This window comes from Arthrobacter sp. NicSoilB8 (genome assembly GCF_019977355.1).
Lineage (GTDB): Bacteria > Actinomycetota > Actinomycetes > Actinomycetales > Micrococcaceae > Arthrobacter.
In genome coordinates, this window is sequence record NZ_AP024655.1 from 711,797 (window position 1) to 724,893 (window position 13,097).

General features: G+C 68.9%; 16 protein-coding genes and 1 tRNA gene. 13 read left to right on the forward strand and 4 right to left on the reverse strand.

All coding sequences use genetic code 11. The features are described from left to right. The first annotated feature begins 95 nt into the window (after window positions 1-95). Both LDO15_RS03305 and LDO15_RS03310 read left to right on the forward strand, forming a co-directional pair. Window positions 96-1,103, forward strand: coding sequence for a sialate O-acetylesterase (locus tag LDO15_RS03305; protein WP_223983991.1), 1,008 nt, complete (start codon window positions 96-98; stop codon window positions 1,101-1,103). Between the two features lie 50 nt (window positions 1,104-1,153). Then, window positions 1,154-1,381, forward strand: coding sequence for a hypothetical protein (locus LDO15_RS03310; RefSeq protein WP_223983993.1), 228 nt, complete (start codon window positions 1,154-1,156; stop codon window positions 1,379-1,381). Between the two features lie 85 nt (window positions 1,382-1,466). Here the strand turns inward: LDO15_RS03310 and LDO15_RS03315 are convergent, their stop codons facing one another. Next, entirely contained in the window at window positions 1,467-1,625 is a 159-nt protein-coding gene (locus LDO15_RS03315; RefSeq protein ID WP_223983995.1) for a hypothetical protein, read from the reverse strand. A 471-nt stretch (window positions 1,626-2,096) separates the two neighbouring features. Here LDO15_RS03315 and LDO15_RS03320 point away from each other — a divergent pair, with 471 nt between their 5' ends. The 3 genes from LDO15_RS03320 (at window position 2,097) to LDO15_RS23350 (ending at window position 3,228) form a co-directional block, all read left to right on the forward strand. Next, a complete protein-coding gene (locus LDO15_RS03320; protein WP_223983997.1) occupies window positions 2,097-2,246 on the forward strand; it encodes a hypothetical protein in 150 nt (49 codons plus the stop codon). 272 nt (window positions 2,247-2,518) lie between these two features. Further along, complete coding sequence (locus tag LDO15_RS23345; RefSeq protein ID WP_263428344.1) at window positions 2,519-2,908, forward strand: tyrosine-type recombinase/integrase; 390 nt, start codon at window positions 2,519-2,521, stop codon at window positions 2,906-2,908. Beyond that, window positions 2,905-3,228, forward strand: coding sequence for a tyrosine-type recombinase/integrase (locus tag LDO15_RS23350; RefSeq protein ID WP_346655979.1), 324 nt, complete (start codon window positions 2,905-2,907; stop codon window positions 3,226-3,228). The genes LDO15_RS23345 and LDO15_RS23350 overlap by 4 nt, the downstream gene beginning before the upstream one ends. On the opposite strand, the gene LDO15_RS03330 is transcribed toward LDO15_RS23350, so the two are convergent. Next, a tRNA-Ser gene (locus LDO15_RS03330) sits at window positions 3,210-3,296 on the reverse strand. The two genes, LDO15_RS23350 and LDO15_RS03330, sit on opposite strands and share 19 nt — an antisense overlap. Before the next feature lie 127 nt (window positions 3,297-3,423). On the opposite strand from LDO15_RS03330, the gene LDO15_RS03335 reads away from it, so the two are divergent. From LDO15_RS03335 to LDO15_RS03350, 4 genes are read left to right on the forward strand one after another with little or no spacing between them, the layout of a single operon-like run. Then, window positions 3,424-4,512: a zinc-binding alcohol dehydrogenase gene (locus LDO15_RS03335; RefSeq protein WP_223983998.1), complete on the forward strand. Its 1,089-nt coding sequence runs from the start codon at window positions 3,424-3,426 to the stop codon at window positions 4,510-4,512. 3 nt (window positions 4,513-4,515) lie between these two features. Continuing rightward, window positions 4,516-4,914 carry a 6-carboxytetrahydropterin synthase gene (locus LDO15_RS03340; RefSeq protein WP_223983999.1) on the forward strand — a complete coding sequence of 133 codons (399 nt, stop codon included), beginning with the start codon at window positions 4,516-4,518 and terminating at the stop codon, window positions 4,912-4,914. 9 nt (window positions 4,915-4,923) lie between these two features. Then, window positions 4,924-6,186, forward strand: a complete 1,263-nt coding sequence (locus LDO15_RS03345; RefSeq protein ID WP_223984000.1) for a glycosyltransferase — start codon at window positions 4,924-4,926, stop codon at window positions 6,184-6,186. 35 nt (window positions 6,187-6,221) lie between these two features. Continuing rightward, the gene (locus LDO15_RS03350) at window positions 6,222-7,586 is read left to right on the forward strand and encodes a crosslink repair DNA glycosylase YcaQ family protein (RefSeq protein WP_223984001.1); all 1,365 of its coding nucleotides are present in this window, start codon (window positions 6,222-6,224) and stop codon (window positions 7,584-7,586) included. Window positions 7,587-7,596: 10 nt separating this feature from the next. On the opposite strand, the gene LDO15_RS03355 is transcribed toward LDO15_RS03350, so the two are convergent. Next, a complete protein-coding gene (locus LDO15_RS03355; protein ID WP_223984002.1) occupies window positions 7,597-8,097 on the reverse strand; it encodes a nucleoside deaminase in 501 nt (166 codons plus the stop codon). An 89-nt stretch (window positions 8,098-8,186) separates the two neighbouring features. On the opposite strand from LDO15_RS03355, the gene LDO15_RS03360 reads away from it, so the two are divergent. From LDO15_RS03360 to LDO15_RS03375, 4 genes are all read left to right on the forward strand, one after another. Then, a complete protein-coding gene (locus LDO15_RS03360) occupies window positions 8,187-9,053 on the forward strand; it encodes a phosphatase PAP2 family protein (RefSeq protein ID WP_223984003.1) in 867 nt (288 codons plus the stop codon). A gap of 12 nt (window positions 9,054-9,065) precedes the next feature. Next, the gene (gene upp, locus LDO15_RS03365) at window positions 9,066-9,701 is read left to right on the forward strand and encodes a uracil phosphoribosyltransferase (RefSeq protein ID WP_223984004.1); all 636 of its coding nucleotides are present in this window, start codon (window positions 9,066-9,068) and stop codon (window positions 9,699-9,701) included. 61 nt (window positions 9,702-9,762) lie between these two features. Next, window positions 9,763-10,140: a VOC family protein gene (locus tag LDO15_RS03370; RefSeq protein WP_223984006.1), complete on the forward strand. Its 378-nt coding sequence runs from the start codon at window positions 9,763-9,765 to the stop codon at window positions 10,138-10,140. A 78-nt stretch (window positions 10,141-10,218) separates the two neighbouring features. Continuing rightward, window positions 10,219-10,899, forward strand: coding sequence for an HAD-IA family hydrolase (locus tag LDO15_RS03375; protein WP_223984008.1), 681 nt, complete (start codon window positions 10,219-10,221; stop codon window positions 10,897-10,899). Between the two features lie 27 nt (window positions 10,900-10,926). On the opposite strand, the gene LDO15_RS03380 is transcribed toward LDO15_RS03375, so the two are convergent. After that, the gene (locus LDO15_RS03380) at window positions 10,927-13,092 is read right to left on the reverse strand and encodes a glycosyltransferase family 39 protein (RefSeq protein ID WP_223984011.1); all 2,166 of its coding nucleotides are present in this window, start codon (window positions 13,090-13,092) and stop codon (window positions 10,927-10,929) included. Window positions 13,093-13,097: the final 5 nt, after the last annotated feature.

A 13,097-nucleotide genomic window follows, 5' to 3' on the forward strand; every position in this document is an offset into this window, starting at 1 on the left:
CGCCCTCAGCCCGTCCCGTGTAGCATTTGGCTCGCCCGTAGATTCGCGGGCACCGGCCGCTAAGGCGGCGCAGCTGTCTGGAGGCGCGTTTCACCGTGGCATTTGACCGCTCCCGGCTCGTATCAGTGCTGCTCTGGTCCCTGCTCGTGGTGTCCCTCCTGCTGGTGCTGGCGCCGGTCTCTCCGCCACGGGCCTCTTCGCCGCAGGGGGATCCGCCGCCGGTTCCTTCACCGCCGGCGTCTCTGCCGCCGGAAACGGCAGCGCCGTCGCCTCCGGCGCCCACCCGCAAGGTCACTGAAATGCATGTTTTCCTGGCCGTCGGACAGTCGAACATGTCCGGGCGCGGCCTTCCCTCCGGTGGCTCGTATGACCGGACCGACCCGCGCATCTTCCAGTACGGCGCGAAGAACCGGACGTTCCGCCCCGCGACCGTCCCCTTGGACATGCATGACTTGGCGACCGGGATCTCCCCGGCAACAACCTTTGCCCGCGAGTACCTGAAGACCCAGCAGCCCAACGTCAGTGTGCTCATCATTCCTGCGGCCCACGGCGCCACTTTGTTCAGCTCAGCGCTCGACAAACTGACGTGGTCCGTCGGTGTGGCGGTCGACCCGCGATTCGACCTCCCGGCCCTCGCCGTCACCCAGACTAGGGAGGGCATGGCCGCGGCGAAGGCAGCCGGCTACAGTGTGGCGCTCAAAGGCGTCCTGTGGCATCAGGGCGAAGGCAATTCGTCCATATCCGCTGCGTCCTACGCGGCGGAGCTTGATGAACTGATCGGGTTCTTTCGTTCGCGTTTCGCCTCGCCGAGACTCCCCTTTGTGGCCGGTGGCCTGTCGCCGGAGGGTATCGCCGCCACTCCGGGGCTGGCCAACATCGACAAGGCCCAGCGCGAAACCCCATCCAGGGTCGCTTTCACCGGCTTTGCCAAAGCCATGGCCGGCGGCGTCAACCAAGGCGACAAGACCCACTTCTCCCGGGTCGGTGTTGAGTTCTTCGGGAAGTCGTATCTGTCCGCGTACCGGCAGGCGGTCGGGAATTCCCGCCAGCTGTTGACCCCGATCACCCAGAGGATACTCATGGACTTCTCAGCGGAGAGATGAACCATGGAAGCATGTACTTAGTCGATCCCAGAGCCTATGCACAGCGCTTGATGCACCCTGGCGCTTGGTTCCGCGGGGCGATCCGCCGCCACGCGACCGGCCGGGACCAGCAGGCCAGGCACTCCCGGCTGGACTATCTCGAGGCCGGCATGACGGGAACACTGGGCACGGCTTATGCGCGGCGTCGAGCCGTGGAAATCGAGCGGGACTTCCGGAACGGCGACATTTCCTACGAGGACGCGTGCCTGGAATTGGAGCAACTCGACGGGGAGCCTTGAGCAGGGCCTGAACACACCGGAGCCGCCAATGCGGAAAACCCCCGTAGGTCGTTGCGACTGACGGGGGTTCCCTGCCGTACAGAGATTAGCGGACGACGTATGTCCTGCTGACCTTGAAGATCATCGGGTCCGCCTCGGTGTTATGGACGCGGACGACCCACTTGGTTCCTTTGGGCCCCCACATGGCGTGGGTGGCGGTCCACCCGCCGGCAACGTAGGTGCCGTCAACGGCGCCCCCACGCATGAGTATAGCCACAACAGCCCCACAGGCATCAAGAGTTTTGGTGCGTCTGCCGGTCCGGCCCCGCCGAGAACAGAGAGCCGCGGCGGGCGAAGCAAAAGGCACCTGATTTCCTTCCAAACAAAGAAATTCAGGGGCCTTGCTATTTGGCGGTGACGGTGGGATTTCTCCAGCGCCTGAGATGGCGGGCAGGGTCCCTGAATTTAGGCAAAGTTCATCACTTTGTTTGATGACCACAGTGGACGGCTCAACTCGCCTGATGAAGTCGCTTGGCGAAGACAACTTGGATTCGGGTCACGGAGGGCTGCGGCCTTGAGCCCGCACTGATGATCATCAGGCGCGAGCTAGCAGCCATCGTGGGAGGGGCGATCAGATTGGCCGTGCTTACCCCGAGCTTCTCTAGGGGTATGGCCGCCTAGTTCGCCATAGGTGGGCAGACGACTACAAGCGCCGGTGGGACCCGCCAGAGGATCGGTGACGCATCCCTACTTCATCGGATCGCTTGTCCTCGGCCCGGTCGCGGTAGTACAGGAAGGTAAGGAAGGCCGCCATCAGGATGATCGCAGCCACGCCTATTCCTGCGATCAACAAAAGTACATCCCCGGAAACCTCGGGCGTGTCTAGGGACGCCATTGGGCTCATCATTTAATGCAACGCTGAGCCCTCTCAGGGCACAAGCTGTTTCTGATGGGGGCTTTGCTTACGGGGCAGGAATCCCGGCACACGGTTCCCCCGCTGGATGTGGCGTAGGTGTCCGGGGCACCGCCGATACTCCTCAATATCCCAGTCAGAATCGGTCACGCGCCCCACGCCTATCTTCACCAGGCGTCGAAACATAGCTTGCCTAGGAAGGCCAAGAAGCCCATATCTACCTGAGTCACGAATAAGTGCATCTGATGGCCTCAGAGTCGAAATATCCGGCGTTGGTTTTGGTGCTCGCATATTCCGGGTTTCGGTGGGGCGAAGCAACCGGACTGCGCGTCAAGGATCTGGACATGCTCAAGCGGCGATTCCTGGTCACGGAGAACGCCGTCGAAGTGGGGACTCAAATCGTGGCGGGCACCCCGAAGAACCACAAGCGCCGCTCCAAGCCGTTCCCGAAGTTCCTGGCCGACCTGCTGGCACAACAATGCGAGGGCAAGCATCGCGACGATCTTGTATTTGCTGGGGAGGATGGCGGCTATCGGCGCTCTGCACGAGTCTTGTATTTGCTGGGGAGGATGGCGGCTATCGGCGCTCTGCGCGAGTCCACGAAGACAACATCAGCTGGTTCGCGGGTGCTGTGAAGCGCTCTGGAATCCCTCGGATCACGCCTCATGACTTGCGGCACTCCGCAGCCAGCTTCGCCGTGTCGGCTGGCGCCAATGTAAAAGCGGTTCAGAAGATGCTGGGACACGGCAGCGCCGCCATGACCCTGGACGTCTACGCGGTCCTCTTCGATGACGACTTGGACTCAGTAGCGGACGCCCTAGATAACGCAGTCTCACGTTCCGATGTTGTCAAAATGTTGCCATGGAGGGTCATCTACACAAAGCAAAAGGCCCTGCTTCCCTTTATTTACAAGGGAAGCAGGGCCTTTCTCATTCGCGGTGACGGTGGGATTTGAACCCACGTTGGCTTTGACACCAAACAACATTTCGAGTGTTGCACCTTCGGCCGCTCGGACACGTCACCAACCTGACTAGGGTACCGGAGCAAGGCGCCCATCCACAAAACGAGCCGCAGCGGCCGTCCCAGAACGCCGCGCCGGAGGCCGTCACCCTTCCCCGCGAACAGTGAGGGCATTAGATTCGTAAGCACAATGACTACTTCTGAACGGCACGCCTCTTCTGAACGGCACGCCACCGCCTACTGGACCGTCGGCCCGGAACAGGGCGAGCTCCGCAGCGAGGATCTGCCCGATCCCGGCTCCGGCGAGGCGCTCGTCCGGACCCTGTATTCGGGCATCAGCAAGGGCACCGAGCTCGTGGTCCATCACGCGAGTGTCCCGGCGTGCGTCGCCGGCGCCATGGCGGCCCCGCACCAGGAGGGCGACTTCCCATACCCGGTGAAATTCGGCTACCTCACCGTGGGTGTGGTCGAGGACGGACCGGAGGGTTGGGCCGGCAGGACCGTCTTCTGCCTCTACCCGCATCAGGACCGCTTCGTCGTCCCGGTCGAATCACTGACCGTGATCCCCGACGGCGTCCCCGCCCGCCGTGCGGTGCTCACCGGCACCGTGGAAACCGCCGTCAACGGCCTCTGGGAGGCCGGGCCCCGCCTTGGAGACAGGGTTGCGGTGATCGGCGCCGGACTCGTCGGCGGCATGGTGGCCAAGCTCCTGGCCGGGTTTCCGCTGGCGCGGCTGCAGCTGATCGACGTCGACCCCGCCAAGCGCGCGTTCGCGGACGCCCTCGGCGTCGACTTCAGCCACCCCGACGACGCCCTCCCGGACTGCGACATCGTGATCCACTGCTCCGCCTCGCAGGAGGGCCTGCAGCGGAGCCTCCAGCTCGTGGGCGACGAAGGCGACATCATCGAAATGTCCTGGTACGCCGACCGGAAAGTCAGCCTGCCGCTGGGGGAGGACTTCCACGCCCGCCGCCTGTCCATCCGGGCCAGCCAGGTGGGCATGGTGGCCCGCGCCCGCCGGCACCGCCGCACCAACGCCGAGCGCCTCGCGCTCGCCGTGTCCCTCCTGCAGGACCCGGACTTTGACCTCTTCCTCACCGGATCCTCGACGTTCGCAGAGCTCCCCGGCATTGTCCGGCGGCTTGCCGACGGAACCCTGGACGCCCTGTGCCACGTCATTGAATACCCGTCCGCCGGGGCCACGACCGGCGAAGCTCCTCCGGCCGAAGCACCGGCCACAGACCAGCCCACTCATCAGCCCACCGAAGCCACGAGGTAGCCCGTGTTCAGCCTGACCGTCCGCCGCAATTTCATGATCGCCCACAGCCTTCCCCGCGAAGCCTTCGGCCCCGCCCAGGGCCTGCACGGGGCCACGTTTGTCACGGAGGTGACCTTCCGGCGCCGGGAGCTCAACGACGACGCGATCGTGCTGGACATCGGCGCGGCGGGGGACGTGCTGGACGGGGTCCTCGAGGGGCTGAACTACAAGAACCTCGACGAGCACCCGGACTTCGCCGGCAAGCTCAGCACCACCGAGGCCCTGGCACGGTACATCGCCGACGCCGTCGCGGCGCAGATCCGCGTCGGCAGCGACGGCCGCGAGCTTACCGGGCTGGATGTCATCCTGCGCGAGACCCCCGATGCCTGGGCCGGCTACTCGCTGGACTTCGACGCCCGCTAGGCGCCGCAGATGCCGCAGGCCAGCCCCCGGATCCGGTTCGTTGTGCCCGGCAACGTCCGGCACAATTCCGGCGGCAATGTCTACAATGCCGCGCTCGCCGCCGAACTCGCCGCCCTCGGCGCCGCGGTGGAAACCTGCCCGCTCGACGGCGACTGGCCGGGAGGCAGCGCGTCGGACCGGCAGCGCCTGGCCCGGCTGCTGCACGCGGCACCCGGCGACGGCCCTCCAGTTGGCGGCACCGCAGCTGGCTCCTCCGCCATCGAGGGTTCCGCGGCGGGTTCCATGATGCCGGGATCCGTGACGATGGTCGACAGCCTCCTTGCCTGCGGAGCGCCCGATGAACTGGAAGCGGCCGCCGCCGCAGGTCAGCAGGTTTGGATCCTGCTCCACATGCCCCTGCCGGACCACCCGGAGGCCGAACGCAGGGCCCTGCGGGCCGCGGCCGGAATCATCTGCACGAGCCGCTCGGCGGCGGAGGGGATCCGCGCCCGCCACGGATTCGACGGCGGCCGGGTGGCGCTGCCCGGCACCGCGCCCGCCCCGCCGGCGGCGGGCAGCCTGGCCGCAGGCGTGCCGCACTTCATTGCCGTGGCCGCGCTGCTGCCGAACAAGGACCAGTCGCTCCTCCTGGCCGCACTCGCCCGGCTCACGGACCTGTCCTGGACGGCGTCGCTCATCGGCTCGGACACGGCCGACCCTGGCTATGCCGCCAAGCTGCGGTCCTCGCTGGAGCCGCTTGGCCTGGCGGGGCGGGTCAGCATCCCGGGCGAGCTCCGGGGACCGGCGCTCGACGCCGAATGGGCTGCGGCCGATCTCAGCCTGCTGATATCCCGCGCCGAAACCTACGGCCTGGTGGTCACCGAATCGCTGGCCCGCGGCATTCCCGTGGTGGTGCGCGACGGCACCGGAGCCGTCGAGGCGCTCGCCGCCGGCAGCCAAACAAACGTACCGCCCGGCACACTGCCTGGCTCTCTGCCCGAAATGCCGCCTGACACGCCGCCGGGTGTGCCGGTGCCCGCGGTGCTGGTCCCTGCCATGCCGGGCGCCGCCGTCGGCCTCGGAACGGACCCCGCCCCGCTGGCGGCCCTGCTCCGCCGCTGGCTGCGCGACCCCGGGCTTCGGGAGAGCTGGCGGGACGCTGCGGCGGAAGCACGGGGCCGGCTGCCCGGCTGGGACGCCACCGCGCGGACCGTGCTGGGGATCCTCTCGGTGGAAACGGCAGAACCTGCGGGGACAGGCGGCCAGGCGGCGGGGGTTGATTCCCCTTCTTGATACCGCTGGCGGGGAAGCTGTTGGAGAATGAGCCCATGAGCACCCAGCCTGTGACGACGCAGCCGCCGTCGACCAACGCGCCCGCCACCCTGCCGGAGCCGCAGAGCCTGACCCCGGAACGGCTCCGGGCGTGGGCCTGGCATAGGCAGGGCCTGGACGGCTCGCTGGCCGGCTGCACCGCGGAACAGGTTCTTGCCCGGGCGGGCTGGGCCCGCTCCGTGGGCGGCGCCAACCCGTACCTCACGCTCTTCGCCCGGGCCGGCATCCGCCGCGAGCAGGTGGACGCCGACGTCCTGGCGCGCCGGATCCTGGAGCTTCCCGCCGCCCGCGGCTGCACCTACGTGCTGGGCCGGGACGACTTCGCCTGGGCGCTCCAGCTGGGCCGGGACGCTGCCGAGTCGGCCTTCAAGGTGGTGGGCAGGCTCGGCGTGGACCGCGGCGAGATCACGCTGCTGGAAGAGCAGGTGCTGCACACGCTCGCCGAGGCGGAAGGGCCCATGGATCCGCGCCAGCTCAAGGACGAGCTCGGCGACTCCGTGCGCAACCTCGGCGAGGAGGGCAAGAAGAAGGGCGCCACCACCACCCTGCCCACCGCCCTGGGGATCCTGCAGTCGGACGGCCGGATCCGCCGGGTCCCCGCGAACGGGCGCCTGGACCAGCAGCGTTACGCCTACGAGCCCTGGGGGCTGCCGGCCAGCAGCCTCGACGACGACGCCGCGCGCGCCGAGCTGATCCGCCGCTACCTGGGCTGGACCGGCGGAGCCACCTTCAAACAATCGCAGTGGTTCACGGCGTTCACCGTGGCGCAGACCAAGGCGGCGCTCGCCGCCGTCGGCGCCGTCGAGGTGCCCACCGCCCGGACCACGTCACAGACCACGCCACAGGCCTCATCACAGCCAACCGCAGGGGGTGACGCGCTGTGGATGCTGCCCGACGACGTCGGGCTCCTCGCCGGCTTTGAGGCGCCCGCGGAAGAACAGATCCAGCTGCTCGCCGGCACGGACTCGCTGTTCCTACTGCGCCGCAACGCGGCGGACCTGCTGGCCGAGGAAGATCGGGACAAGCCGGCGCTGGGATCGCTCGCGCTGCAGGCGGACCTCCCGGACCACCCCATCCTGGACCGCGGCCGGATCATCGGACTCTGGCAGTACGAGCCGGCCAGGGACCGGATCGTGTCCTGGCTGTTCCACGGCCCCACGCCCGCCGTGACGCAGCGGATCGCCGAAGTGGAAGCGTGGATCCGCGAGGACCTGGGTGACTTCCGGGCCTTCAGCCTCGACTCACCGGCCACCCGGCAGAAACGGATCGATGCGCTCGCGGCATCGGCAGGAGCCTCAGCGGCGGAGGCGCTGCCGGTGTCATCCGCCGCCGGCCGTGCCGCCGGAAGCGCTGCCGGCTAGCCGGAACGGATCAGGCGCGGTGCCCGGCGAAGAAATCCCGCAGCAGCGCGGCGCACTCCTGCTCCCGGACGCCCGCATACACTTCCACCCAGTGGTTGAGCCGGCGCTCGCGGAGGATGTCGAACACGGAGCCCGCGGCCCCGGCCTTCTCATCCCAGGCGCCGAACACCACCCGCGGAATCCTGGCCAGGACGACCGCTCCCGCGCACATCGCGCAGGGCTCCAGGGTGACCACCAGGGTGCAGTCCTCCAGCCGCCACCCGTCGTCGCTCCTGCCTTCCTGGGCACGGCGCGCCCGCAGCCGTGCGGCGGCCTCCCGGATGGCGACCATCTCGGCATGGGCTGTGGGGTCTCCGAGGGCCTCGCGTTCGTTGCGCCCGGCGCCCAGCACCGAACCGTCCGGGCCGATCACGACGGCGCCGATCGGGACGTCCGCGGTGGCCAGGGCATTGCGGGCCTCGGCCAGGGCAAGGCCCATCCACTGGGCATGGCGCGGCTCCGGGGAAGTCATGGGTCAATGATAGTTTCGATCCTAAGCATGCTGTTCAGCCCGGCTGCGCAGCCCACGGGGTAAATTAGCCAAGTATTCGGGAGACGGCCGTGACCACCAGAACAGAGAACTGGCTGACGGAGCGCTGGGGCAGATGGGTGGTGCCCTACGCGGCGCTGTGGATCACCATGCTGATCGGCGGCGTGGTGGTGGTGGTCCTGGCGCTGGTCAGTGCCGAGGTCTACGACAACGTGGTCGACGAAGCCGGCCTCGCGAACCTGGACAAGCCCACGCTGGCGTTCATGGAGCAGCTGCGCAGCCCCGGCCTGGACGCTTTCATCACCGGCTTCACCAACATCGGCGGCGGCATCGGGATGCCCATCCTGGGCAGCATCCTGACGGCGCTGCTGATCTACACCTCCCGGTCTTGGCGGCCGCTGATCCTGATCGGCGGAGCCGCCGCCGTCTCCGTGACTGTGACAGCCGTGGGCAAGAAACTGATCGGCCGCACCCGCCCGGACCATGCCGACGCGGTGCCGCCCTACGAGACCTCGCCGTCGTTCCCGAGCGGCCACACGCTGAACACCACGGTGGTGATCGCGCTTGTGGTGTACCTGGCCTGCCTGCAGATCAAACGGACCGGCGCCCGGATCGCCCTGATCGCCGCCGGGGCGATCTTCATCGTCGCGATGGGCCTCAGCCGGGTCTATCTGGGCCATCACTGGATGACCGATGTGATCATCGGGTGGGTGCTGGGACTGGCCTGGGTGGGGATTGTGATCCTGGCCCACCGGCTCTTCCATGTGCTGCGGCACCGCGAACACGCCGGCCCCGCGCCGACCTTTGAGCATCCCGCCCACCTGCATGAGGGCGCCGCCGGCAGGGCCGCCGGCGGCCCTGCCGGCGGCACTACTCAGACAGATGCAAACGACGCCGATACGCCCGGCCCCGCGGGACGGTCCTCGGCGTCCGGGTGATAGTTTTGACCCATGCGCACTCTCGTTGTGGACCACCCGCTGGTCGCCCATAAGCTCACCGTTCTGCGGGACAAGAACACCCCCTCCCCGGTGTTCCGCCAGCTCACCGAGGAGCTTGTCACGCTCCTCGCCTACGAGGCCACGCGTGAGGTCCGCACCGAACCGGTGACGATCGAGACGCCCGTCAGCACCACCGTCGGCACCGCGTTCACCAAGCCCACCCCGCTGGTGGTCCCGATCCTTCGCGCCGGGCTCGGCATGCTCGAGGGCATGACCAAGCTGGTCCCCACCGCCGAGGTCGGCTTCCTGGGCATGGCCCGCGACGAGGAGACGCTGGACATCATCACCTACGCCGAGCGCCTCCCGGAGGACCTCACGGACCGCCAGATCTTCGTCCTGGACCCCATGCTGGCCACCGGCGGAACCCTGCGCGAGGCCATCAAGTTCCTCTTCAAGCGCGGCGCCTCCGACGTCACGTGCATCTGCCTCCTCGCGGCCCCCGAGGGCCTGGCCAAGCTCGAGGAAGAGCTCTCCGACGCCAACGTGACAATCGTCCTGGCCTCGATCGACGAGAAGCTCAACGAGAAGTCCTACATCGTGCCGGGCCTGGGCGACGCGGGAGACCGCCTTTACGGCATCGCCGGCTAGGAGCGGATCCTCCTCCGCGGGTCCCTTCCGCATTGCCGCGGCCCGGGTTAGCCTGTGCGCCATGGACTGGAAACTTGAACTCGTGTTTGTGCCCGTGTCCGATGTTGACCGGGCGAAGGATTTCTACGTCAACAAGGTCGGGTTCAACGCCGACTACGACGAACGGCCCATGGAGGGCATCCGGTTCGTCCAGTTGACGCCGCCGGGCTCCGGCTGCTCGATCGCGATCGGCGAGGGCCTCAACGACGCTCCGGCCGGTACGGCACCGAGCCTGCAGCTCGTGGTCAGCGACATCCAGGCCGCGCACCAGCAGCTCAGGGACAACGGTGTGGACGTCAGCGATATCGACGTCCAGGACTGGGGCCACTTCGTCTACTTCGCCGATCCCGACGGCAACAAATGGGCCGTGCAGTACATCCCCGGCCGGCCGAACGGCTGACGCCGCCACATTGCGCGCGGTGACGGCTCCGCGCCGGCCCGCGGAGTGTGAGGCGGAGGCATGGGGGAGGATGGACTCATGAGCCTTCCCTCCCGTCCCGGTGCCATGACCCTGACCGCCCGCGCCGTGCTGTTCGATATGGACGGCACGCTGGTGGATTCCACCAGCATCGTGGAACAGGTGTGGACCACTTTTGCCGGGCGTTACGGCCTGGATATCGAGGAGATCCTGCGTTCCTCCCACGGGGTGCAGGCGATGGACACTGTCCGCAGGTTCGCCCCGGCCGGTGCCGACGTCCATGCCCTCGCGGCGGAACTCGGCCGCATGGAGCTGGCCGAGACCCGCGGCATTGTCCCGGTGCCGGGCGCTCTGGAGCTGCTGGCGAGCCTCCCGCCGGATGCCGTGGCGCTGGTGACGTCCGCGTCACGGGACCTGGCCGAGGTCCGGATGGCTGCCGCGGGGATCGGCGTGCCGGCCGCCTCGGTCACGTCCGAGGACGTCGTCCGCGGCAAACCGCACCCTGAAGGGTACCTGCGGGCGGCCGACCTGCTGGGGGTGGACCCGGCCGACGCCGTGGTGTTCGAGGACGCCCCGGCGGGCATCGCCGCGGGAGTCGCCGCCGGCATCCGGACCGTGGCGGTCGGGCCCAACGCCGGTGAACTGCCGGAGGGGGTGCTCCACATCCCCGACTACTCGGGGGTCTCCGTGACCACGCGCCTCACCGGCACCGGGCCGCGCACCCTGTCCTTCAGCTTCTAGGTCCCGCCCCGGTCCGGGGCCGCCCGCCTACCCGGCAAGCAGGTACACGGTGGTCCCGTCCACGGTCTGGGCGGTGAAGTTCGCCTGCACCCACTCGGCAATCCGGGCGGCATCATCGGACCCCGTTTCGCCCTGCATCATGCGCCCGGCGATGAAGTAATGGATCTTGCCGTCCGCCACGTACTGCTGGAACTGTGCGAGCGTCGGCGCCGGGTCCGTGCCGTTGAACCCGCCCACGGCCATCACCGGCAACTGCGTGGCCAGTTGGTAGCCGGCGGCGTTGTTGGACCCGACGACGGCGGCAGCCCAGGTGAAGGTCCCGGCGTCCGTCTGCAGCGCGGTCACGAGCGCCGCCGGCGGCGTGCTGGCCCCCAGCAGGCCGCCCATTCCGCCCATTCCGCCGGCGCCCTGGCCGCGGCCGGCGCCCGCGCCCGTAGTTGTGCCGTTGCCGTTCGCCGCCGTTGCGCCGGCAGCACTGGTTGCGCCGCCGAAGGCTGGCGGCATCCCGCCCCCGCCCCGGCCGGACACAGCCGGACCCGCACTGACGATCGAACCGGCGTGGGCCGTGAACGCGGTGGACAACGAGTACGCCAGCGGTCCGGCGAGGGCAGCGGCGACGGCGAGCGCCGCCGTCGTCCGCGCCATGATCCCGGACGGCTTCATGCCCGCACGCCTGCTCCCCGATGCTTGGATTCCCGGCGCACTGACTCCCGGTGCACTGAATCGGGGTGCACTGGCTCCCGGGGCCGTGATTCCCGGCCGCTTGATTCCCGGCGCCGCGGCGGCCAGCACCATCCCGCCGGCGGCGAGGGAGCCCAGGAGCGCCACCCAGCGCAGCCAGGGAAGGTACGTCGCCTGGCGGCCGAGGAGTTCGGCGGCCATGGCCCCGGCCGCCACGACGGCGACGGCGAGGACCGCGGCCGCCACCGGCTGGTCCCGCCGCTGCCAGAGCAGGACTCCGCCCAGTCCGGCGAGGCCCGCGATCCCGGGAGCCAGCGCCACCATGTAGTACGGATGGATGATCCCGGCCATGAGGCTGAATGTCAGGCCGGTGACACCCACCCAGGAACCCCAGATGATCACGGAGGCCCGCACGGCGTCGGTGCGAGGGGCCCGGCGCCCCAGCCAGAGCAGGCCCGCTGCGAGCAGCAGCACCGCGGGCAGCAGCCAGGCGATCTGGCCGCCGAACTCGCTGTTGAAGAGCCTGAACAGTCCCGGCGTGCCCCAGTTGCCGCCCCCGCCCACACTGCCGGTTTCCTCGCCGGTCAGCCGGCCCAGGCCGTTATAGCCGAGGGTCAGTTCCAGGATGGAGTTGTTCTGCGATCCGCCGATGTAGGGGCGGTTCGCGGCGGGGATGAGTTCGACGGCGGCGAGCCACCACCCGGCAGCGACAGCCATCGCCGCGCCCGCGGCAAGCAGGTGAAGGATGCGCTTGACTACCCCGGCCCGCGCCGCGAGCAGGTACGCCAGGGCGAAGCCGGGGACAACCAGCAGGACCTGCAGCTGCTTGGTGAGGAAACCGAACCCCAGGAGCACCCCGGCGAGCAGGAACCAGCGCAGGCGGCCGTCCTGGATAGAGCGCAGGACGGCATAGGCGGCCCCGGTCATCAGGAGCACCAGGAGGGCGTCGGGGTTGTTGAACCGGAACATCAGCACGGCCACCGGGGTCAGCGCCATGACCGCGCCGGCCAGGAGCCCGGCACGGTGGGCCAGCCGCGGATCCGCCGTGGCGGGGGCCGCGGCCCGGCGCACGGCCAGATAGACGAGCCAGATCGTGCCGATTCCCATGAGCGCCTGCGGCACGAGGACGCTCCAGGGGCTCAGCCCGAAGATCCGCACGGACAGCCCCATCAGCCACAGCGACGCCGGCGGCTTGTCCACGGTAATGGCGTTGGCGGCGTCCGAGGAGCCAAAGAACCAAGCCGTCCAGTCCTGCGACCCGGCCTGGGCGGCTGCGGAGTAGAAGGCGTTCGCCCAGCCGGAGGCGCCGAGGTTCCACAGGTACAGTCCGGCGGTAGCCAGCAGCAGGGCCGCCAGTTCCAGCCGCCGCAGCAGTGGCCGGGCTCCGGGGACACCGAGCGTCGCGCCCCCGGACGGGCCCGGCGCGCAGGCCGGCGCGCGGTCGGGCGCCGGATCCGGCGTAGGGCCGGTCGTTGGGCCGGTCGTTGGGCTGGGGCTCAGGGTGTCAGTCATGGCCG

Coding starts and splice junctions, on each gene's coding strand:
- LDO15_RS03310 (WP_223983993.1), top strand. CDS start 1,154: ATGCACCCTGGCGCTTGGTTCCGCGGGGCGATCCGCCGCCACGCGACC.
- LDO15_RS03315 (WP_223983995.1), bottom strand. CDS start 1,625: ATGCGTGGGGGCGCCGTTGACGGCACCTACGTTGCCGGCGGGTGGACC.
- LDO15_RS23345 (WP_263428344.1), top strand. CDS start 2,519: ATGGCCTCAGAGTCGAAATATCCGGCGTTGGTTTTGGTGCTCGCATAT.
- LDO15_RS03335 (WP_223983998.1), top strand. CDS start 3,424: ATGACTACTTCTGAACGGCACGCCTCTTCTGAACGGCACGCCACCGCC.
- LDO15_RS03345 (WP_223984000.1), top strand. CDS start 4,924: ATGCCGCAGGCCAGCCCCCGGATCCGGTTCGTTGTGCCCGGCAACGTC.
- LDO15_RS03350 (WP_223984001.1), top strand. CDS start 6,222: ATGAGCACCCAGCCTGTGACGACGCAGCCGCCGTCGACCAACGCGCCC.
- LDO15_RS03355 (WP_223984002.1), bottom strand. CDS start 8,097: ATGACTTCCCCGGAGCCGCGCCATGCCCAGTGGATGGGCCTTGCCCTG.
- upp (WP_223984004.1), top strand. CDS start 9,066: ATGCGCACTCTCGTTGTGGACCACCCGCTGGTCGCCCATAAGCTCACC.
- LDO15_RS03370 (WP_223984006.1), top strand. CDS start 9,763: ATGGACTGGAAACTTGAACTCGTGTTTGTGCCCGTGTCCGATGTTGAC.
- LDO15_RS03375 (WP_223984008.1), top strand. CDS start 10,219: ATGAGCCTTCCCTCCCGTCCCGGTGCCATGACCCTGACCGCCCGCGCC.
- LDO15_RS03380 (WP_223984011.1), bottom strand. CDS start 13,092: ATGACTGACACCCTGAGCCCCAGCCCAACGACCGGCCCAACGACCGGC.